This window comes from Saccharothrix sp. CB00851, assembly GCF_001905065.1.
Taxonomy (GTDB): domain Bacteria; phylum Actinomycetota; class Actinomycetes; order Mycobacteriales; family Pseudonocardiaceae; genus Actinosynnema.
The window spans coordinates 276,231-294,820 of the sequence record NZ_LWLC01000034.1 but is presented as its reverse complement, the minus strand read 5'-3'; the positions used below and the strand labels follow the sequence as shown (position 1 = coordinate 294,820).

The 18,590-nt window shown below is 72.5% G+C and carries 20 protein-coding genes and 1 pseudogene; 8 read left to right on the top strand and 13 right to left on the bottom strand.

The window, feature by feature from the left end; genetic code table 11:
• Positions 1 to 3 precede the first annotated feature (3 nt).
• The 3 genes and pseudogenes from A6A25_RS30175 to A6A25_RS30165 all read left to right on the top strand — a co-directional run.
• Positions 4 to 849 (top strand): cytochrome d ubiquinol oxidase subunit II, encoded by an 846-nt coding sequence (locus tag A6A25_RS30175; protein ID WP_073895941.1) that lies wholly within the window; start codon positions 4 to 6, stop codon positions 847 to 849.
• Positions 836 to 2,599: an ABC transporter ATP-binding protein/permease gene (locus A6A25_RS45915; RefSeq protein ID WP_073895939.1), complete on the top strand. Its 1,764-nt coding sequence runs from the start codon at positions 836 to 838 to the stop codon at positions 2,597 to 2,599. The genes A6A25_RS30175 and A6A25_RS45915 overlap by 14 nt, the downstream gene beginning before the upstream one ends.
• A pseudogene (locus A6A25_RS30165) lies at positions 2,596 to 3,780 on the top strand (ATP-binding cassette domain-containing protein); the annotation flags it as partial. The gene A6A25_RS45915 and the pseudogene A6A25_RS30165, both read left to right, overlap by 4 nt.
• Before the next feature lie 197 nt (positions 3,781 to 3,977).
• Here A6A25_RS30165 and A6A25_RS30160 read toward each other — a convergent pair.
• Both A6A25_RS30160 and folP read right to left on the bottom strand, forming a co-directional pair.
• Positions 3,978 to 4,880 (bottom strand): glucosyl-3-phosphoglycerate synthase, encoded by a 903-nt coding sequence (locus A6A25_RS30160; RefSeq protein ID WP_073895935.1) that lies wholly within the window; start codon positions 4,878 to 4,880, stop codon positions 3,978 to 3,980.
• On the bottom strand, positions 4,880 to 5,740 hold the full coding sequence (folP, locus tag A6A25_RS30155) for a dihydropteroate synthase (protein WP_073895933.1): 861 nt from the start codon (positions 5,738 to 5,740) through the stop codon (positions 4,880 to 4,882). The genes A6A25_RS30160 and folP overlap by 1 nt, the downstream gene beginning before the upstream one ends.
• 127 nt (positions 5,741 to 5,867) lie before the next feature.
• Here folP and A6A25_RS30150 point away from each other — a divergent pair, with 127 nt between their 5' ends.
• Positions 5,868 to 7,358: a CocE/NonD family hydrolase gene (locus A6A25_RS30150; RefSeq protein WP_073896186.1), complete on the top strand. Its 1,491-nt coding sequence runs from the start codon at positions 5,868 to 5,870 to the stop codon at positions 7,356 to 7,358.
• A gap of 10 nt (positions 7,359 to 7,368) precedes the next feature.
• Here A6A25_RS30150 and A6A25_RS30145 read toward each other — a convergent pair whose 3' ends face one another.
• Genes A6A25_RS30145 through A6A25_RS30135 form a run of 3 tightly spaced genes read right to left on the bottom strand, consistent with a single transcriptional unit; the run spans position 7,369 to position 9,159 of the window.
• Complete coding sequence (locus tag A6A25_RS30145) at positions 7,369 to 7,737, bottom strand: hypothetical protein (RefSeq protein ID WP_143193491.1); 369 nt, start codon at positions 7,735 to 7,737, stop codon at positions 7,369 to 7,371.
• A 5-nt stretch (positions 7,738 to 7,742) separates the two neighbouring features.
• The gene (locus A6A25_RS30140; protein WP_073895929.1) at positions 7,743 to 8,828 is read right to left on the bottom strand and encodes a WXG100-like domain-containing protein; all 1,086 of its coding nucleotides are present in this window, start codon (positions 8,826 to 8,828) and stop codon (positions 7,743 to 7,745) included.
• Positions 8,829 to 8,835: 7 nt separating this feature from the next.
• On the bottom strand, positions 8,836 to 9,159 hold the full coding sequence (locus A6A25_RS30135; RefSeq protein ID WP_073895927.1) for a hypothetical protein: 324 nt from the start codon (positions 9,157 to 9,159) through the stop codon (positions 8,836 to 8,838).
• 154 nt (positions 9,160 to 9,313) lie between these two features.
• Here A6A25_RS30135 and A6A25_RS30130 point away from each other — a divergent pair, with 154 nt between their 5' ends.
• Both A6A25_RS30130 and A6A25_RS30125 read left to right on the top strand, forming a co-directional pair.
• Positions 9,314 to 9,685: a DUF3224 domain-containing protein gene (locus A6A25_RS30130; protein WP_073895925.1), complete on the top strand. Its 372-nt coding sequence runs from the start codon at positions 9,314 to 9,316 to the stop codon at positions 9,683 to 9,685.
• Positions 9,678 to 10,721 (top strand): DNA glycosylase AlkZ-like family protein, encoded by a 1,044-nt coding sequence (locus A6A25_RS30125; protein ID WP_073895923.1) that lies wholly within the window; start codon positions 9,678 to 9,680, stop codon positions 10,719 to 10,721. The genes A6A25_RS30130 and A6A25_RS30125 overlap by 8 nt, the downstream gene beginning before the upstream one ends.
• Here the strand turns inward: A6A25_RS30125 and A6A25_RS30120 are convergent.
• The 3 genes from A6A25_RS30120 to dapE are packed head-to-tail and all read right to left on the bottom strand — an operon-like array spanning position 10,714 to position 13,101.
• Positions 10,714 to 11,250 (bottom strand): TIGR00730 family Rossman fold protein, encoded by a 537-nt coding sequence (locus A6A25_RS30120; RefSeq protein WP_241828987.1) that lies wholly within the window; start codon positions 11,248 to 11,250, stop codon positions 10,714 to 10,716. The genes A6A25_RS30125 and A6A25_RS30120 overlap by 8 nt on opposite strands.
• The gene (locus A6A25_RS30115) at positions 11,247 to 12,011 is read right to left on the bottom strand and encodes a TIGR00730 family Rossman fold protein (protein ID WP_073895921.1); all 765 of its coding nucleotides are present in this window, start codon (positions 12,009 to 12,011) and stop codon (positions 11,247 to 11,249) included. The genes A6A25_RS30120 and A6A25_RS30115 overlap by 4 nt, the downstream gene beginning before the upstream one ends.
• Positions 12,012 to 12,021: 10 nt before the next feature.
• On the bottom strand, positions 12,022 to 13,101 hold the full coding sequence (gene dapE, locus A6A25_RS30110; RefSeq protein ID WP_073895919.1) for a succinyl-diaminopimelate desuccinylase: 1,080 nt from the start codon (positions 13,099 to 13,101) through the stop codon (positions 12,022 to 12,024).
• Between the two features lie 25 nt (positions 13,102 to 13,126).
• On the opposite strand from dapE, the gene dapD reads away from it, so the two are divergent.
• A complete protein-coding gene (gene dapD / locus A6A25_RS30105; protein WP_073895917.1) occupies positions 13,127 to 14,098 on the top strand; it encodes a 2,3,4,5-tetrahydropyridine-2,6-dicarboxylate N-succinyltransferase in 972 nt (323 codons plus the stop codon).
• A gap of 155 nt (positions 14,099 to 14,253) precedes the next feature.
• Here the strand turns inward: dapD and dapC are convergent, their stop codons facing one another.
• Entirely contained in the window at positions 14,254 to 15,348 is a 1,095-nt protein-coding gene (gene dapC, locus A6A25_RS30100; RefSeq protein ID WP_073895915.1) for a succinyldiaminopimelate transaminase, read from the bottom strand.
• Positions 15,345 to 15,671, bottom strand: coding sequence for a ferredoxin (gene fdxA / locus A6A25_RS30095; RefSeq protein ID WP_073895913.1), 327 nt, complete (start codon positions 15,669 to 15,671; stop codon positions 15,345 to 15,347). The genes dapC and fdxA overlap by 4 nt, the downstream gene beginning before the upstream one ends.
• A 146-nt stretch (positions 15,672 to 15,817) precedes the next feature.
• Between fdxA and A6A25_RS30090 the strand changes: the two genes are divergently transcribed.
• Positions 15,818 to 16,555: a GNAT family N-acetyltransferase gene (locus A6A25_RS30090; protein WP_073895911.1), complete on the top strand. Its 738-nt coding sequence runs from the start codon at positions 15,818 to 15,820 to the stop codon at positions 16,553 to 16,555.
• Here the strand turns inward: A6A25_RS30090 and A6A25_RS30085 are convergent.
• The 3 genes from A6A25_RS30085 to mshB are packed head-to-tail and all read right to left on the bottom strand — an operon-like array spanning position 16,531 to position 18,468.
• A complete protein-coding gene (locus tag A6A25_RS30085) occupies positions 16,531 to 17,259 on the bottom strand; it encodes a hypothetical protein (RefSeq protein WP_073895909.1) in 729 nt (242 codons plus the stop codon). The genes A6A25_RS30090 and A6A25_RS30085 overlap by 25 nt on opposite strands.
• On the bottom strand, positions 17,240 to 17,632 hold the full coding sequence (locus tag A6A25_RS30080; RefSeq protein ID WP_073895907.1) for a hypothetical protein: 393 nt from the start codon (positions 17,630 to 17,632) through the stop codon (positions 17,240 to 17,242). The genes A6A25_RS30085 and A6A25_RS30080 overlap by 20 nt, the downstream gene beginning before the upstream one ends.
• Complete coding sequence (gene mshB, locus A6A25_RS30075; protein ID WP_073895905.1) at positions 17,629 to 18,468, bottom strand: N-acetyl-1-D-myo-inositol-2-amino-2-deoxy-alpha-D-glucopyranoside deacetylase; 840 nt, start codon at positions 18,466 to 18,468, stop codon at positions 17,629 to 17,631. Before mshB ends, A6A25_RS30080 begins: the two co-directional genes overlap by 4 nt.
• Positions 18,469 to 18,590 lie beyond the last annotated feature (122 nt).

Sequence of the window (18,590 nt, the reverse complement as noted above, 5' to 3'; positions counted from 1 at the left end):
GTCGTGGAAGGTGTCTGGGTTTTTCTGCTGGCGTTCCTGACCTGCGGTTATTTCGCGTTGGCCGGGTTCGACTACGGGGTCGGGGTGTTGTTGCGACTGGTCGGGAGGGACGAGCGGGCGCGGCGGGCGGTGTTGCGGGCGGTGACGCCGTTCTTCCTCGGCAACGAGGTGTGGCTGGTCGCGGCGGTGGGTGTGCTGTTCGGGGCGTTCCCCCGGTTGGAGGGTGAACTGCTGTCGTCGCAGTACACGGTGTTCGTGGTGCTGTTGGCCGGGTTGGTGTGCTTCACGGTCGCGGTGCAGTTGCGGTCGCCCGGGTGGGACTTGCCGTTGGTGGGCGGTGCGCTGGTGGTCGCGGTGGGGTGGGGTGTGCTGCTGGGGCGGGTGCTCGGCGGGCCGGTGTGGTTGTGGGGCGCGGGGATGCCGGTGCTGTTCTCGTTGCACGGCGCGGTGTTCCTGGTGTGGCGGTTGTCCGGCGAGTTGCGGGAACGGGCGGTGCGGATCGCGGGTTTGCTCGTGCTGCCGTCGGTGGTGTTCGTGGTGGCGGCGGTGGTGACGGCCGGGTCCGTGCCGGTGCCCGCGTTCGGGGTGACGGGGGTCGTCGCGGTGGGGTTGTTGGGCGGGGTTTGGGCAGCGTTGCGGGCGCGACGGCATCTGGTCGCTTTTTATTGCACTGCTGCAGTTTGCGCGTTGCCGGTGCTGGGTGTGTTCGGGGCGCGGTCGGTGGTGACGGTGTCGGTGATGGCCGATGGGCCGACGTTGCGGGTGTTGACGTGGGCGGCGGTCGTGGTGGTGCCGTTGGTGCTGGTGTTCCAGTGGGCGACTTGGCGGATGTCCCGTGCGGCACGTTGACCGGCGGTATGTCGTCGTCTTGGCCGTGTTGGCGGTCGTCACGGCGGTCGTGGTCGTGGCGCAGGCCGAAGTGCTGGCGTTGGTGCTGGCCGGTGGGTGGTCGCCGGGGTGGTTGGTGGCGGTGGTCGTGGCGCGCGGGTTCGTCGTGTGGGGCGGGCGGGTCGTGACGCAGCGCTCCGCGGCCGCGGTGAAGGCTTCGTTGCGGAAGCGGGTGTTGCGTGACTCGGCCGGGTCGGGCGGACGGGCCGGGTCGGTGGCGACGCTGGTGGTGAAGGGCGTGGACGCGGTGGAGCCGTACTTCGCCGGGTACCTGCCGCAGGTGGTGGTCGCGGCGGTGGTGCCGGTGGCGGTGGTGGTGCGGCTGTCGTTCGCCGACTTGGTGTCGGCGGTGGTGGTGCTGGTGACGTTGCCGCTGGTGCCGGTGTTCGCGGCGTTGGTCGGGCTGCACACCCGCGACCGGACGCGGGCGCAGTGGGCGGGGATGGCGGTGGTCGGTGGGCACTTCCTGGACGTGGTGCGCGGGTTGGGGACGTTGAAGGTGTTCGGGCGGGCGGCGGCGCAGGCGGGGACGGTGCGGGCGATGGCGGGGGCGCACGCGGCGGTGACGATGCGGACGTTGCGGGTGGCGTTCCTGTCGGCGTTGGTGTTGGAGTTGGTGGCGACGTTGTCGGTGGCGCTGGTGGCGGTGCCGGTGGGGTTGCGGCTGCTGCACGGCGGGGTGACGCTGCAGGTCGCGCTGCTGGTGCTGCTGCTGGCTCCGGAGGCTTACATGCCGCTGCGGGCCGCCGGCGCCCAGTTCCACGCGTCGGCTGAGGGGTTGGCCGTGGTGGAGGCGGTGGCGGCGCGGCGGTTCGGGGCGGGGCAGGCCCCGCGCGTGGAACCGGCGACGCACGCATCCCGACCCGAGGGATTGGCCGCGCACGCATCACCGCCCGACGGATCGCCCGCACACGCATCCCCACCCGAGGGATCGGCTGCGCAGGCGTCCCCGCCGGGGGGATCCCCGGATTCGATACTGCCAGGAAGGGACGACAGAAAGGCGTCGGCTGCGGCGGGTTGTGGACAACTCGGTCAGGTGGGTGCGGGCTGTGGACAGCTCGGGGAGCGGTCGGTGGTGAAGGTGCGGGTGCCGGATCTGCGGTCCGCCGAGGTCGTGGTGGAGCGGGTGGTGGTCAGGTATCCCGGGCGGGAGGCGTTGGGGGAGGTGTCGTTGCGGGTTCGGGCCGGTGAGCGGGTGGGGTTGGTTGGGGCCAGTGGGGTGGGGAAGAGCACGTTGTTGGCGGTGTTGTTGGGGTTCGTGACGCCTGTGTCGGGGAGGGTGCTGGTGGGTGGGGTGGACCTGCGCGAGATCGACCGGGAGTCGTGGTTGCGGCAGGTCGCGTGGGTTCCGCAGCGGCCGACGCTGTTCCCCGGCACGGTCGGCGAGAACATCGCGCTGGGGTCCTCCGGTGACGTGCGGGCCGCGGCGGCGGAGATGGGGTTGGGGCACCTGGTGGACGTGTCACACCCGTTGTCCTCCGGTGAGCGGCAGCGGGTGGCGTTGGCGCGGGCGTTGGTCCGGGACGACGCGCGGTTGCTGCTGTTGGACGAGCCGACGTCCCGCTTGGACGGCGGGACCGAGGAAGCGGCGTTGCGGGCGACGCGGCGGCTCGTGGCCGGGCGGACGGCGGTGGTCGTGGCACACCGGCCGGTGATGCTCGGTGAGGTGGACCGGGTGGTGCAGTTCAGCGGGGCTGGAGTGGGGCGATGAGGCGACTGGTGCTCGCGGTGGTGGCCGGGGTGGCTGCCGAGCTCGCCGGGATCGGGCTCATGACGACGGCGGTGTGGCTCATCATGCGCGCTGCGGAGCAGCCGCCGCTGTCGGCGTTGACGGTGGCGATCGTGGCGGTGCGGACGCTGGCCCTGGCGCGTGGCGGTCTGCGGTACGCGGAACGGTTGGCCGGGCACTCCGCCGTGCTGCGGCACCTGGCGGACCTTCGCGGCCGCGTGTACGACGCGCTGCTGCGCCGCCCCCTCCCCCGCGGTGACGCCCTCACCCGCCTGGTGTCCGATGTGGACCAAGTGCAGGAGGCGTTGTTGCGTTGCGCGTTGCCCGGTGCGGTGGCGGTCGTGGTGGGTGCGGTGGCGTTGGTCGCGACCGGCTTCGCGTGGCCGTTGCTGGTCGGGTTGGTGGTGACGGTATTCCTCCTCCCGTGGGCCGCCTACACGTTGGCTTCACGGCACTTGAAGGCACTCGCACCGTTGCGGTCGGAGTTGACGGAACGGACGGTCGTGCTGCTGGACGGTGCCGCGGAGCTGACCGCGTTCGGCGCGCTGGACCGCGAGCTGGACGCGACCGGCCGGGTGGTCGACGCGCTGGCCGAACGGGAACGGCGGGGCGGTGCCAGCGCGGCGGCGGTGGCGGCGGTGGCCGTGGTGGTGCAGTTCGGGGTGGCGGTGGTGTTGCTGCGCACCGGCGCGCCGGCGCACGTCGTGCTCGGTTCCGTCGCGGTGCTGGAAGTGGCGGTGCCGTTGGCGTCGGCCGGGCAGCGGTGGGCTGAGGTGCGGGGATCGGTCAGCCGGGTGCGGGAGGTGTTGCGGGCCGTGGAGGGCCCTGTGGAACAAGTCGAGCTGCCCGTCGGCCGGGTCGGGGTGGTGGGCGCGAGCGGTGCGGGGAAGAGCACGTTCCTGCGGGCGTTGGCCGCCGCGCACCCCGGAGCCAAGGGCGTGCTGGACGACGCGCACGTCTTCCACGCCACCGCGGAGGCCAACGTGCGCCTGGCCCGGCCGGACGCGTCACGGGAGGAGCTGGACCGAGTAGCGGAGCTGGTGGACCTGGACGTGCCGTGGGACACCGTGGTCGGTGAGGACGGGGCGGCCCTGTCCGGCGGTCAGCGGCAACGCCTCCTGCTGGCCCGCGCACTCCTGGCCGACCCGGACGTCCTGCTGCTCGACGAACCGGTCGAAGGCCTGGCCGTCGAGCACGGTGACGCCGTGCTGCGCCGGGTCCTGGACCACGCCCGCGGCACGGTCGTGCTCGTCACGCACCGGCTCGTCCCGCTGGTCGACTTCGACCGGGTCCTGGTGTTCGAGGACGGCCACCTCACCCAGGACGGCACGCACGCCGAGCTGGTGGAGGTGCCCGGGTACTACCGCGACCGCTGGAGCACCGAGCGCATGGCGGGCCGGTCCTCGGCGGGCACGTCCACCGGCGACGGCAGCCACTCGCCGTCGAACGGCACGAACTGCGTCAACGTGGACGACTCCACCGGCACGCCGCACCGGCGCAACGCGGTGACCGTGATCTGAGCCGCCATCGGCCCGAGCTGGCGCAGGTCCCGGTTGCGGTGCTTGCGCACACCCAGGTTGACCTGCGCGATCCCGTCCAGCCCGTACCGGGCGTGCGCGTCGAGCAGCAAGCCGATCTCGACGCCGTAACCGGGCGCGAACGGCACCGACTCCAGGAACGCGCGGGTGCCCGCGTACTCGCCGCCCAACGGCTGCACGACACCGGCCAACTCGGGCCGCAGGGCGTTGAGCAGCGGCCGGGCGGCCAGCTCGGTGACCCGGCCGCCGCCGGTGCTCTCCAGCCGCAACGGCCGCCGGTAGAAGCCCTTCACCAGGTGCACGTCGTCCCGGGTCAGCAGCGGCCCGAGCAGGGCGGGCACGAAGTCCGGATCGGGGTCCACCAGGTCGGAGTCGAGGAACACGACCAGGTCACCGGTCGTGGCCGCCAACGACCGCCACAGCACCTCGCCCTTGCCGGGACGCGGCTCCAGCTCGGGCAGCACGTCGGTCCGGTGCACGACCCGCGCACCCGCGGCGGCGGCACGTGCCGCGGTGTCGTCGGTCGAGCCGGAGTCCATGACGACCAGCTCGTCCACGAGAGTGCCGAGCAACGGGCGCACCACGCCGACGACGTCACCGACCGTGGCCTCTTCGTCCAGCGCGGGCAGGACCACGCTCACCGTGCGGCTTCCCTTGCGCGTCAACAGTTCCGGAACGGTCCAGTGTGGACTTTGCCACGTGTTGGCCGCGAACCAGTCCGCCATCAGGCCAGCGCCCTCAGCACCCGGGCGGGCGGACGCGTGCCCGCGATGCTCGCCACCATCTCGACCACCCGCCGGGTCTGCCGCACCTGGTGCGCCCGGAACACCTTCGCGCCCGCCCACGCGGCCACGGACGTCGCGGCCAGCGTGCCGTCGACCCGGTCCTCCAGCTCGGCGCCCAGGGTCTCGCCGACGAAGTCCTTGTTCGACAACGCCATCAGCACCGGCCACCCCGTGGCCACCAACTCGTCCAGCCGCCGCAGCAGTTCGAGGCCGTGCCAGGTGTTCTTGCCGAAGTCGTGGGTCGGGTCGATCAGCACGCCCTCCGCGGGCACGCCGAGCGCGACCATCCGCTCGGCCCGCTCGACCAGCTCCGCCGTCACGGACGCCACCACGTCGGCGTACCGGACGCGGTGCGGGTCGGTGCGCGGTGCCAGGCCGCCGGTGTGCGAGCAGACGATGCCGACGCCGAACTCCGCCGCCACCTCCGCCAGCACCGGGTCCGCGCCCGCCCACGTGTCGTTGATCAGGTCCGCGCCCGCCTCGCACACCGCGCGGCCGACCTCGTGCCGCCACGTGTCGACGCTGATCACCAGGTCGGGGTGCCGCTCCCGGACGGCCGCGACGAACGGCACGACCCGCCGCGCCTCCTCGGCGGCGTCCACCACCTCGCCCTTGGAGCCCGCCCGGACGCCGCCGATGTCGACGATGTCCGCGCCCTCGGCGACCGCGCGGTCCACCGCGGCCATGGCGGCGTCGTCGGAGAACGTCGCGCCGCGGTCGTAGAACGAGTCGCGCGTCCGGTTGACGATCGCCATCACCAGCGCGCGATCCCCGGCGACTGCTCGTGAACCGAACCGCATGACCGCATCGTGCCATGCGGTGACGCGCAGTGACCTGCACCACACAGCAGTACTACCAGTGAGTAGCTTTCGGGTTTACTGCCCGGTAACACCCTGCGTGATCCCGGTCACGGTCAAGGAGGACCTCGTGCGCCGATCACTCCCCCTGCTGCTCGCCGCCCTCGTGGCGCTCGTGCTCGCACCGCCCGTCCAGGCCGCGCCCGGCTTCGCGGTGGCCTACCGGACCATCCCCGGCGAGGGCGGCACGCCGTTGAAGGCCTTCGTCGTCACGCCCACCGGCCGGGGCAGCGGGCCGTTCCCGCTGGTCGTGCTGCCGTCGAGCTGGGGCATGAACAACATCGAGTACGTCGGCGCGGCGGCGAGGTTCGCCTACGAGTCCGGGTACTCGGTGATCAGCTACACCTCCCGCGGCTTCTACGACTCGGCGGGCGAGATCGACGTGGCCGGGCCCGACACGGTGGCCGACGTGAGCCGGGTGATCGACTGGGGCCTGGCGAACGCGGCCAGCGACCCGGCCCGGATCGGCGTCGGCGGCATCTCGTACGGGGCCGGGCAGTCGCTGCTGGCCGCGGCACGCGATCCGCGGATCAAGGCGGTGGCGGCGCTGAGCACGTGGACCGACCTGGCCCGGTCGCTGTACCCGAACGAGACGGTCAGCGCGCAGGCGGTGGAGCTGCTGCTGGCGGCGGGGAAGCTGACCGGGCGGCCTGGTCCGGTGCTGCGGGAGGCGGAGGCGGCGTATCGGGACGGCCGGTTCGCCGACGTGCTGCCGATCTCGCCGGAACGGTCGCCCGCCACGTTCTCCTCGTCCATCGACGCGGCGGTGATGATCGGCAACGCGTGGAACGACGGGCTGTTCCCGCCCAGTCAGCTCACCGACTTCTTCACGGCGTTGAGCGGGCCGAAGCGGTTGATGCTGTCACCGGGCGACCACGCCACGGCCGAGCTGTTCGGCGCGGCCGGGCTGCCGAACGAGATCTGGGCGTCGGTGGGGCGCTGGTTCGACCACCACCTCAAGGGCGAGGCGAACGGGATCGACCGCGAGCAGCCCGTGCAGCTGAAGCCGAACAACGGCGGCGGGTGGCGGTCGTTCCCGTCCTGGGCGGCGGTGACGGCGCGCTCGGACACCGTGCCGTTGAGCGCGGACCGGATCGGGGCCGGGTGGCCGACCATCGCCGAGAGCGGCACGGTGCTGGTGTCGGGCGCGTTGCAGGGCTTCCTGCAACTGCCCGTGGGCGTGTCCACGCCGCTGATCGACCGGGGCGCGGCGGCGGTGTGGCGCGGACCGGTGCAGTGGAGCCCCATGACGGTGAGCGGCACGCCGCGGGTGCGCCTGACCGTGACGCCGAGCGCACCCAAGACCACGCTGTACGCCTACCTGTACGAGGTGAACGCGCTCGGCCTGGGCGCGCTGGTCACGCACAAGCCCGTGACGCTGACCGGCGCCGGCGCCCGGACGCTCGACCTCGACCTGGAACCGGTGGTGTGGCAGGTGGCCGCGGGCAACCGGCTGGTGCTCGTCGTGGACACCGTGGACGCCCGGTACCGGGGCTCCAGCGCGCTGGGCTCGTCGGTGGCGTTCGGCGCGGACTCCCGGCTGGTGGTGCCGATCGGCTGAGGCGCGCGGATCAGCTCGTCGGGTCGGGATCAGGTCCGGACGGCCTGGTGAGGGCGCGATACGCGTCCTCACCGGCGGGGGTGGCGCTCATCCGCACGCACCGGCCGTCGCGCGCCGGCTCCTCCCAGTTGGCCGGGTCGGCCAGCACCCGCGGGACGTCCTCCGGCCGGACCTTCTCCAGACCGACGTCGGGCTCCTGGCTGTGGAACAGCTCCACCCAGTCCCGGCGGACCAGGTCGTCCACCGCGGCCCTCGCCAAGTCGCCGTGGAACCGGGCCGACCCGTCCGGGTGGAGGGTGTTCAGCTCCCACACCACCTCCCACAGCCCCGAGTAGTCCTCGATGGCCTGCCACAAGGCCACGCGCCGAGCTTCTGCCATGTCCGTCATTCCAGTGCCGGGTTCCCCTCGAGCGGTATGCGCGTGACCTGCCCGTCCTTGCTGATCTTCACATAAGGGCCGCGGTGGACGGGGTCGGCGTGACCGGGCCAGCCGTTCTCGATGATGATCGACTCGCCGGGGCGGTCCGGGTTCAGGAACCTGGTCCCGTCCCCCTTCTTCGCGGGCCTCTCCTCCCAGGTGTCCGGGATCGTCTCCCGCACCTGTTCCGGTGTCGCCCCTTCGAGCGACGTGGGCCGTTCGATGCTGCGGGAGGGGGTGGACCCGGAGGAGTCGACCGGGTTCATGGCGGCTTCGTGCGCGATGGCCGCGATGGAGAGGCCGGCGATCGCCGCCCCGGTGGCCATGCCCGCGTACGACAACCCGGCGAGCGGAACGCCGAGGACCGCGCCTGCCCCGGTGGCGGTGGCCGCGCCGCCGGCGAGCACGCCCACGCTGGAGACCGCCGTCAGCGCCGCGCCACCGGCAGCCGCCAGCACCAGCTCCGGGCGGTTCATCACCGCGGCGCCGAGGGAGGCCAGGAGATCGCCCGAGACCGACGCCGCGGCCGAGAGGCGATCGGCCATCCCCGGCTCCTGGTCGGGCAGCGCGGCGGAGTCGAGCAGCCCCGAGATCCGACCGGCGGCACCCTGGAGGATCCCGAGGACCATCTCCGCGACGCCGTCCACGAAGGCCTGTTGAGCCAACTCGCCGACCCCAGGGGGCAGCAGGGCGAGCATCCCGAACGCGGCCAGGCCGCCCTCGATGACCCGCACGATGCCGAGCTTGGCCCCGATGACCTCGGCCGCGAAGCCCGCCGCGAGCTCCGCCACGGAGAACATGCCCTGACCGATCCGCCCGGTCAGCTCCAGGTGCCGGCGCACCCGCTCGGAGAACGCGCCGCCGGCCGGGTCCTGCCACGTCGCGCCGACCGCGGCGAGGTCGAACAGCCGCACGTCGGCGAACTCCCCGCCGGCCGAACCCCACTCGGCGGCCAGCTTGTCGACGGCGTCCTCGTCGGTTTCCGGCCAGCCCGTGACAGCCCGGACACGGGGCCACAGCCCGAGTGCGCTCGTCGGTTCCGCGATGGGCATGTCGCTCCTAGGAACCGGCCGACCGGAAGGCGTCCGCCGCGCTCCGATCGGCCGCGCGGTAGTCCTCGGCGCACCGCCGGCCGATCTCCGCGTCCTCGACCAGCGCCCGGGGGACGCCATCCGCCGCGGCGCGCAGTGCGGTGCTCGGCGCCGTGTAGATGCCCCGGAACGCTTGTCCGAGGACGTCCGACCCGATGCCCGCCTCGAACGCGCCGATCGCCTGCTGCCGGGTCCGCCAGGAATCGAGGAGCCCACGACCGCGCTCCTCCAGCCCGCCCACCGCGTCCCGCAGGCCGGCGACGTCCATGTGCACGTGGCCCCCGGCACCCATCGGCCCTCCCCGCCCGTATCCGTCCAGTGCCGCCAGCGTGGTGGCATCGCGCGGCCGCGAACGGCGCTTGGCCGCTACCGGACACCAGGGCGGCCGATCGGCGCTGCCGCGCACCTGACAGCACCTGACAGGAATTCCTGCGAGGATCACCCGCATGGAATCCAAGTCGACGTTCAAGATCACCCGGTGGGACCAGACCGTCTACGACTCCGCGGAGCCGCAGCTGGGCCGGGCGGTCGTGGACAAGGCCTACAGCGGCGTCCTGGAGGGGACCAGCACGGCCGAGTTGACCATGTGCCAGCCGTCGGACGGATCGGCCGGCTACGTGGGCACCGAGCGGTTCGTGGGCACGTTCGACGGCAAGGCCGGGACGTTCGTGCTCCAGCACGGCGCGATCATGGACGGTGACGAGGCGCGGTTCTGGGGCCACATCGTGCCCGGCTCGGGCACGGGCGAGCTGGCGGGCATCTCGGGCACGGCCAAGCTGGAGCACGAGCTGATCACCCTGGACGCCGACCTTGGCTGACCGGGACCGGGTGATCGCGTACCGCGTCGCCGCGCACCAGTTCGACCGCGCCGTCACCGAGGCGTCCGACCTGCGGGTGTTCGACCTCGGGCTGCAGGACTCCGAGCGGTCGGCGGTGCCGGCGCTCGCGGCCCGGCTGGACCGGGTGCCCGACCTCGGCGCGCTCACGCTGACGTGGACCGAGCGGGGTGCGCCGCACTGGCACCGCGCCGACGAGGTGCCTGCGCTCGCGGCCCGGTTGTGGCCGTTGAGCGACGCCGACGCGGTGGCCCGGATGAACCGGCCGCCGGTGGAGCACGGGCGTGAGGTGCTGCGCGAGGTCGCGACGGCGTTGCGCGAGGTGGTGACCGAGCCGATGACGAAGGGCGAGGCGTCATCCCGGCTCACGGCGAAGGTGCGGCCCGAGGTCACCGGCTGGTGCCGCGGCTGCGACGCCACGCACGTGCTCGACCCCGTCTTCCGCCTGGCGGTGCTGCCGGCCGGGCTGCGGTTCGACCCGGCGGAGCGGACGGTGACGTTCGTGCCGCTGGAGGGCAGGCGCGAGGTGCCCGACCGGACCGAGGGCTTCGGGCGGCTGATCGCGGACTACCTGCGGCTGCACGGTCCGGCCGGGCCGTCGGAGGTGGCGCACTACTTCGACGCGCCGGTGCGGGACGTGAAGGACGCGTGGCCGGACGACCTGGTGGCGGTGTCCAAGCGGGCCTGGCTGCCCGCCGACCGGATCGAGGCGTTCGAGGACCCGCCGGAGCCCGAGGTGGTGCGCCTGCTGCCGCCGCTGGACCCCTACCTCAACGCCCGCGACCGCGACCTGCTCGTGCCGGACAAGGCGCACCAGAAGCAGGTGTGGCGGATCCTGGGGCGCCGGGGCGCGCTGCTCGTGGACGGCGAGATCCTGGGCACGTGGCAGGCCAGGGTGACGGGCCCGCGCCTGGACGTGAAGGTCTCGCCGTTCGTGCCGCTGGACGTGGACATGTTCGCCGAGGAAGCCGCCCGGCTGGCCGCCGCACGGGGCCTCGAGAGCGCCCAGGTCAGGTAGCGCAAGCGTCCAAGGCCGTGTCGACGTCATCGGTGACGACGAGCGAGTCGAGCGCGAACCGGGACACGAAACCGCGTTCGCGCAGCTCCTCCAACCACGCGATCAGGCCGCGGTAGTGGCCGTCGACGTCCAGCAGGACCACGGGCTTGGCGTGCATGGCCAGCACGCGGGAGGTCCAGACCTCGAACAGCTCCTCGCACGTGCCGATACCGCCGGGCAGCGCCAGGAACGCGTCACCGTGCGCCTCCATCAACGCCTTGCGGTCCCGCATGGTCTCCACGACGAGCAGCTCGTCGGCGTCGGAGTCGGCGACCTCGCGGTCCACCAAGGCGCGCGGGATCACGCCGGTGGTGCGGGCGCCACCCTCACGGGCCGCCCGCGCCACCTCGCCCATCATCGACGTGCGACCACCGCCCCACGTGAGCGACCAGCCGCGGGCCGCGATGCGCCTGCCCACCTCGGCCGCGAGCTCCAGGTAGCTGTCCGGGACCGTCTTCAACGACCCGCAGTACACCGTCACCGTGGTCAATGCGCGTCCGCCCAGGCCTTGTGCGCGTCGTTCACCACGCGCACCGCGTCGTCGATGTCGTCGGTCAGGTGCAGCAGGTCCAGGTCCTTCTCGCTGACCTTGCCACTGGCCAGCACCGAGTCGCGCACCCAGTCGTACAGGCCCTGCCAGTAGGCCTTGCCGAACAGCACCACCGGGAACTTGGTGACCTTCTTCGTCTGCACCAGGGTCAGCGCCTCGAACAGCTCGTCCAGCGTGCCGAACCCGCCCGGCAGGCAGATGAACGCCTGCGAGTACTTGATGAACATGGTCTTGCGGACGAAGAAGTAGCGGAAGTTCACGCCCAGGTCGACCCACGGGTTCAGGCCCTGCTCGAACGGCAGCTCGATGCCGAGGCCGACGGAGAACCCGCCCGCTTCCGAGCAGCCCCGGTTGACCGCCTCCATCGCGCCCGGACCGCCGCCGGTGATGACCGCGAACCCGGCCTCGGCCAGCGCGCCGCCGAGCTTGCGGCCGATCTCGTACTCGGGGTGGTCGCGGCCGGTGCGGGCGGACCCGAACACGGTCACCGCGCTCGGCACCTCGGCCAGCGCGCCGAAACCCTCGACGAACTCCGCCTGGATCCGCAGCACCCGCCACGGGTCGGTGTGCACCCAGTCGCTCGGGCCGCGCGAGTCCAGCAGCCGCTGGTCGGTGGTGGTCAGCTCGTCGCGGCGCCCGCGGCGCAGGACGACCGGTCCGCGCTGCTTCTCCTTGGGGTGCTCGTCCACGCTGTCCGTCATTGGCCGGAGTCTAGTGGGGTGCGGTCTCGTGGCTCAGGAAGCGGCGCAGGACTTCCACGCACTGACGGATCTGGTTCACCGGGACGTTCTCCTGCCGCGTGTGCGCGAGCGTCGGGTCGCCGGGCCCGAAGTTCACCGCCGGCATGCCGAGCGCGGCGAAACGGGCCACGTCGGTCCAGCCGAGCTTGGCCACGGGGGTGCCGCCGGCGGCTTCGACCAGCTCACGGGTGGTCGGCGCGGTCAGGCCGGGCAGGGCGCCCGGTGAGCTGTCGGTGACCGTGACGTCGTAGCCCTCGAACACCTCCCGCAGGTGCTGTTCGGCCTGCTCGGGGGTGCGGTCGGGGGCGAAGCGGTGGTTGACCGCCAGCACGGCCTCGTCCGGCACGACGTTGCCCGCGACCCCGCCGCTGATCTTCACCGCCTGCAGGCCCTCGCGGTACAGGCAGCCGTCGATCTCGACATGGCGCGGCTCGTAGGCCTCCAGGCGGCGCAGGGCGTCACCGATGGCGTGGATCGCGTTCACGCCCATCCAGCCGCGGGCGGTGTGGGCGCGGACGCCCTTGGTGCGGACGTCGATGCGCATCGTGCCCTGGCAGCCGGCCTCGATCGTGCCGTTGGACGGCTCGCACACGATCGCCAGGTCGCCGTGCAGCCACTCGGGCAGGTCGCGCTCGATCCGGCCGAGGCCGTTGCGAACGGCTTCGACCTCCTCGCAGTCGTAGAAGACGAACGTGAGGTCGTGGCGCGGGTCGGTGACGGTGGCGGCGAGGTGCAGCATCACCGCGTCACCGCCCTTCATGTCGACGGTGCCGCAGCCGTGCAGGATGCCGTCCGCCAGGCGGGACGGCAGGTTGTCGTTGATCGGCACGGTGTCGAGGTGGCCGGCGAGCACCACGCGGGACGGGCGGCCGAGGTTCGTGCGGGCCAGCACGGCGTTGCCGGATCGGGTGACCTCCAGGGCGGTCTGCTCCTTGAGGGACCGTTCGACGAGGTCGGCGATGAGGGCTTCGTCGCCGGAGACGCTGGGCGTGTCGACCAGCGCGGCGGTCAGCTCGACGGGATCGGCGGCGAGGTGCAAGGTGTCGGCCACCCGGCGCACGTTACCGTTGACACCCGTGAGCACCGCAAACCCCACCGGCGCGTACGGCGTCGGACTCGCCACCGTCACCCCTACCGGCGCTGTGCTGGACACGTGGTTCCCGTCGCCGTCGCTCGGGACCGCGGAGCCCGGTGTGGCGCTGCTGTCGTCCGCGGAGGTCTCGGCCGAGCTCGGTGAGGCCGCCGCCAAGCAGCTCGGCGTGGACGCCGAACGTGACGTCGAGGTCGTCGGCGTCCGGGTCGGCATCGGGTCGCTGGACGACGCGCCCACCTCCACCTACGACGTGTGGCTGCGGCTGCACCTGCTGTCGTCGCGGCTCGTGCGGCCGCACGGCGCGAACCTGGACGGCGTGTTCGGGCTGCTCAACAACGTGGTGTGGACGAACTTCGGTCCGTGCGCGGTGGAGGGGTTCGAGCAGACCCGGCTGCGGCTGCGCGCCCGCGGGCCGGTCACCGTGTACGGGGTCGACAAGTTCCCCCGGATGGTCGACTACGTGGTGCCGTCCGGCGTGCGGATCGCGGACGCGGACCGGGTGCGGCTGGGTGCGCACCTGGCGTCTGGGACGACCGTGATGCACGAGGGTTTCGTGAACTTCAACGCGGGCACGCTCGGCGCGTCCATGGTGGAGGGCCGCATCTCGGCCGGTGTCGTGGTCGGTGACGGCTCGGACGTCGGCGGCGGCGCGTCGATCATGGGCACCCTGTCCGGTGGCGGCAAGCAGGTCATCTCGGTCGGCGAGCGCTGCCTGATCGGCGCGAACGGCGGCCTGGGCATCTCGCTCGGCGACGACTGCGTGGTCGAAGCGGGCCTCTACATCACCGCCGGCACCAAGGTCACCGGCTCCGACGGCGCGGTCGTCAAGGCCGGCCGGCTGTCCGGCATGTCGAACCTGCTGTTCATCCGCGACTCGACCACCGGCGTGGTCAAGGTCCTGCCCCGCAAGGGCGAGGGCGTCGCCCTCAACGCCGCCCTCCACTCCAACGACTAACCGCCGCGCGTGTCCTACCTTCCGAACGCGCGTGTCCTACGTTCGCGTACCCCGAGTTGAACGCTCAGAACAGCCGGACCGGTGTTCTGAGCGTTCAACTCGGGTGTTCCGAACGTAGGACACGCGCGTTCCCGGTGTAGGACACGCGCGGGGGGTTAGGGGGTGAGGCGGGTGGCGGCGGTGGTGATGGCGGAGTCGGTGGCGGTCAGGGCGATGCGGACGTGGCGGTCGCCCGTCGGGCCGTAGAACGTGCCGGGGGCGGCCAGGATGCCGCGGTCGGCCAGCCAGGCGACGGTGTCCCAGGCGGGTTCGCCGCCCCGGGTCGACCACAGGTACAGACCCGCCTCGGAGTGGTCCACGGTGAAGCCCGCCGCCGTCAACGCGGGCAGCAGCACGTCACGCCGCGCCCGATAACGCTCACGCTGCTCGGCCACGTGCACGTCGTCGTTCAAGGCCGCCGTGATCGCCGCCTGCACGGGCCGCGGCACGATCATCCCCGCGTGCTTGCGCACCTCCAGCAACGACGCCACCAACGCCGGATCACCCGTCACGAACCCCGCCCGGTACCCGGCCAGGCTGGACGACTTCGACAACGAGTGCACGGCCAGCACACCGTCCAGCGAACCGGAGTTCACCGACGGCAGCAGCACGGACACCGGCGACGCCGTCCACGCCAACGCCAGGTAGCACTCGTCGGACGCGACGACCGCACCCACCGCCCGCGCGTCGGCCACCGCCTGCGCCAACCGCGCCTCGGACAGCACCCGACCGGTCGGGTTGGACGGCGAGTTCAGCCACACCAGCGACGTCCCGGCCGGCGGCGGCTCGCCATCGGCCAGCCGCACCACCGTGGCACCCGCCAGCCGCGCGCCCACCTCGTACGTCGGGTACGCCAGCGCCGGGATGGCCACCACGTCACCCGGCCCGAGGCCCAGCAACGTCGGCAGCCACGCCACCAGCTCCTTCGACCCGATGGTCGGCAGCACCGCCACCGGGTCGAGCCCGACCACGCCGTGCCGCCGCGCCAACGCGCCGACGACCGCCTCGCGCAACGCGGGCGTGCCGTGCGTGGTCGGGTAGCCGGGCTCGTCGGCGACCGCGCCGAGGGCGTGCCGGATCAGCTCCGGGACCGGGTCCACCGGTGTGCCGATCGACAGGTCGACCACGCCACCGGGGTGCGCGCGCGCCTTGGCGGCGTGGTCGGCCAGCGAGTCCCAGGGGAAGTCCGGGAGCTTCCTGCTGAACGTCACTCGTGCGACGCCTGCGGGGGGAGAGCCTTGATGAACGCCGGGTCGGCGCTGACCTTGCCGACCTTCGAGGCACCGCCGGGGGAGCCCAGCTCGGCGAAGAAGTCCACGTTCGCCTTCGTGTACTCCTTCCACTCGTCCGGGACGTCGTCCTCGTAGTAGATGGCCTCGACGGGGCACACCGGCTCGCAAGCACCACAGTCGACGCACTCATCCGGGTGGATGTAGAGCATCCGGTCGCCTTCGTAGATGCAGTCGACGGGGCACTCTTCGATGCACGCCTTGTCGAGCACGTCCACGCACGGCTGGGCGATCACATAGGTCACTGCGCTCTCCTGCTCTTGTTCTGGTCCACACCGCGCAAGCCGGAGAGTACGCGGCGGAGTCGATTGTCCAACGCGCAGGCTTGCCTTAACGGCACCGTGCTTCAGCTCACAGACCGCCGTCCACCTGCGCGGGGCACGATGCGGGGGTGCGGGGAGTCACCGAGTTGGAGCAGCGGTGTGCCGACGCGTGGCCGGCCTTGGTCGACCAGCCGCTCGGGCAGTGGCGGCTGCGCGCCGCGGGCGGGTTCACCGGACGGGCCAACAGCGCCCTGACCACGGGAGACCCGGGGATACCGGTCCGCGAAGCACTCGCCGAGGTGATCGACTTCGCGACCGCCAACGGCATCGCACCGGCCGCACACGTGGTCGTCGGCGCACCCTCCGAAGCCGAGGTCGAGGCGGCGGGCTGGCGGGTCGACGTGGATCACCCGGGTGGCGCCGAGTCGCTGGTGATGACCGGTCGACTGGATGGGTTCGCCAGTCCGAAGCACGCCGATGTGGTCGTTTTCGACGTGCCGCGTCCCGGATGGTGGGAGCTGGCCGCCCAACCGGACCCCACCCCGGCGCAGCGGCACGTGCTGGCGTCCGGCGACCAGGTCGGTTTCGGCGCGGTCGTGCGGGACGGCGAGGTGCTCGCCGCCGTGCGCGGCGCCGTCGTCGGCGACCTGCTCCACGTGGCACGGCTCGCCGTCCGCCCCGAGGCACGCCGGCTCGGCCTGGCACGCGCGCTCATGGCCGGTCTGGCGGCGTGGGGCCTCGACCGCGGCGCGACGACGTGCGCGCTGCAGGTGGCCGAGCACAACAAGCCCGCGATCACGCTCTACGAGTCGCTGGGCTGCACCGAGCACCACCGCTACCGCTACTGGGTGTCGAACCACTCGTAGGCGGCCGTGCGGACGCGTTTCAACGCCGAGCGCTCACCGAAGTAGTCGCCCACCACGCCGACGACGGGCAGCATGCCCAGCGCCTGGTGGTAGAGCCTGCCTTGGGGGCGCTTGTCCAGCTCGTCCTCCAGCTTCCAGAGGACCTTGGCGAGCTTCCAGATCGTGGCGCCGATCGCCCGGAACGTGGACCGCTGCCGCAGCTCCTCGGTCAGCTCGGCGGTCTGCTCGTCCTCTTTCCGCTGGTCCACGGGCAGCCCGTCGACCTCGCGCTGGAACAGCACGTGCGCGAGCAGCCGCACCCGGTCCTCGGTCGAGGTGAACCCGTGCTCCCCCGCGAGCGCCGACAGCAGCAGCCCTTGCCCGGCGGCACCCAGCGCGGACTGGATCGGCAACCGGTCGGCCAGCACGCCGCCGATGCCGGGCAGCGCCGCCACCAGGTTCACCACCCGGCCGACCCGGTTGAGCCAGAACTCGTCGCGCTGGTGCACGTCCATGCGCGCCCACGCGGCCGTGCCCGGCACCTTCACGGCGGCCAGCTGGTCCCAGAGCTTGTCGACCAGCTTGCGGTCCGCGTCCCGCTCGACCTCGCGGTCGCGCAGCCCGAGCAGGTTCGCGTAACGCAGGGTGTCCAGCAGCGGGCCGGTCGCCCGCACGAACGGGCGCAGCGCCCGCACCACGTCCCGGTCAGTGATCGTCTCGGCCACCGGCGACCCTCCCCATGTGCGCGCCCACCGCGATGGCGCCCGGCAACGCGCCCCCGGCGAACAGCACCAGGGTGCGCCAGTCGTTGAGGAGTACCACGTCACCGCCCGGCCCGAACAGGCCGAACAGCAGCAGCGTGCCGATCCACACCAGCAGCGGCGACACCGCCGCCAGCGTGCGGTGCGCGTGCCGTGAGGCGGCCAGCACCAGCATCGGCGTGGTCACGATCGCGACCAGCACCGTGATCGGGAACGGCAGGTCGTCCGCGCGCGGCAGCAGCGTGCCGTCCAGCCGCAGCGGCAGGAAGAACAGTTCCAGCACCGCGAGCACGAACGCCGCGACCGCGATCCCGGCGAGCACCAGGCGATCGCTCAATCCAGCCCCCCGAACAGGTCCGTCTCCGCGCCCTCCGCGGGCCCCTTGGCCAGCACGTAGTACTCGGCCTGCACGACGGGCTGCGCGATGCCGTTGGACAGCGCGTAGCTCGCCCGGCCCGCGCCGTCCTGCCACACGCTGATCTGCGTGGAGTGCGCGCGCAACGCCCGCAGCTTCGCGACGAGGTGCTCGGAGATGTCGACCGTGGTGGTGATCGCGGCGTCGTCGGTGACCGGCAGCTCGCCCTCGACGGGCAGCCGCCACGGCAGGTCCCCGATCTCGGCCAACGCCGCCGCGCCCGCCTCGGTCGCGGCACGGGACGTGACGGCGTGGAAGACGCGGTCCACGTCGGTGGCCGCGGCCGTGGTGATCTGGTGCGCGCGGATGTGGTCGGGGTGCCCGTAGCCGCCGAACGCGTCGTACGTGACGACGACCTGCGGTTTCACCGACGAGATGATCTCGGAGAGGGCGTCGACCTGCTCGTCGAACGAGCCGTTGACGAACGCGCGCGGGTGGTTGTTCGCCTCGACGCCGACCATGCCGGAGTCGCGCCAGCGGCCGATGCCGCCGAGGAACCGGTGGTCGGTCACGCCGAGCGCGGCGCACGCCGATCTCAGTTCCGCGACCCGGTACCCGCCGAGCTGGTCGGCGTTGTCCGCGGTCAGCTCCTGGAGGGCCGGCGGGATGATCTCGCCCTCCTCGCCGAGGGTGCAGGTGACCACGGTGACGTGCACGCCCAGCGCCGCGTAGCGGGCGATCGTGCCGCCTGTCCACAGGCTCTCGTCGTCGGGGTGTGCGTGTACCAGCAGCAACCGTGGTGGAGCGGTGAGCGTCACCGGAAGAGACTAATCGGTGCTCGATTGCCGCTGCTCCGCAGGCGGCGGCTCGGTCGCCCGGAAGTCGACCGCTCGCGCCTCGCTTCCGGCGATCGAAAAGCGTGATCACCGGAAACGAGGCG

What these genes read in the sequence shown, in the direction of transcription:
- A6A25_RS30115 (WP_073895921.1), bottom strand. Translation starts at nt 12,011, where the DNA reads ATGACGGACAGCGTGGACGAGCACCCCAAGGAGAAGCAGCGCGGACCG.
- folP (WP_073895933.1), bottom strand. Translation starts at nt 5,740, where the DNA reads ATGCGGTTCGGTTCACGAGCAGTCGCCGGGGATCGCGCGCTGGTGATG.
- A6A25_RS30145 (WP_143193491.1), bottom strand. Translation starts at nt 7,737, where the DNA reads ATGGCAGAAGCTCGGCGCGTGGCCTTGTGGCAGGCCATCGAGGACTAC.
- A6A25_RS30135 (WP_073895927.1), bottom strand. Translation starts at nt 9,159, where the DNA reads ATGGGTGCCGGGGGCCACGTGCACATGGACGTCGCCGGCCTGCGGGAC.
- A6A25_RS30140 (WP_073895929.1), bottom strand. Translation starts at nt 8,828, where the DNA reads ATGCCCATCGCGGAACCGACGAGCGCACTCGGGCTGTGGCCCCGTGTC.
- A6A25_RS30130 (WP_073895925.1), top strand. Translation starts at nt 9,314, where the DNA reads ATGGAATCCAAGTCGACGTTCAAGATCACCCGGTGGGACCAGACCGTC.
- A6A25_RS30160 (WP_073895935.1), bottom strand. Translation starts at nt 4,880, where the DNA reads ATGGCGGACTGGTTCGCGGCCAACACGTGGCAAAGTCCACACTGGACC.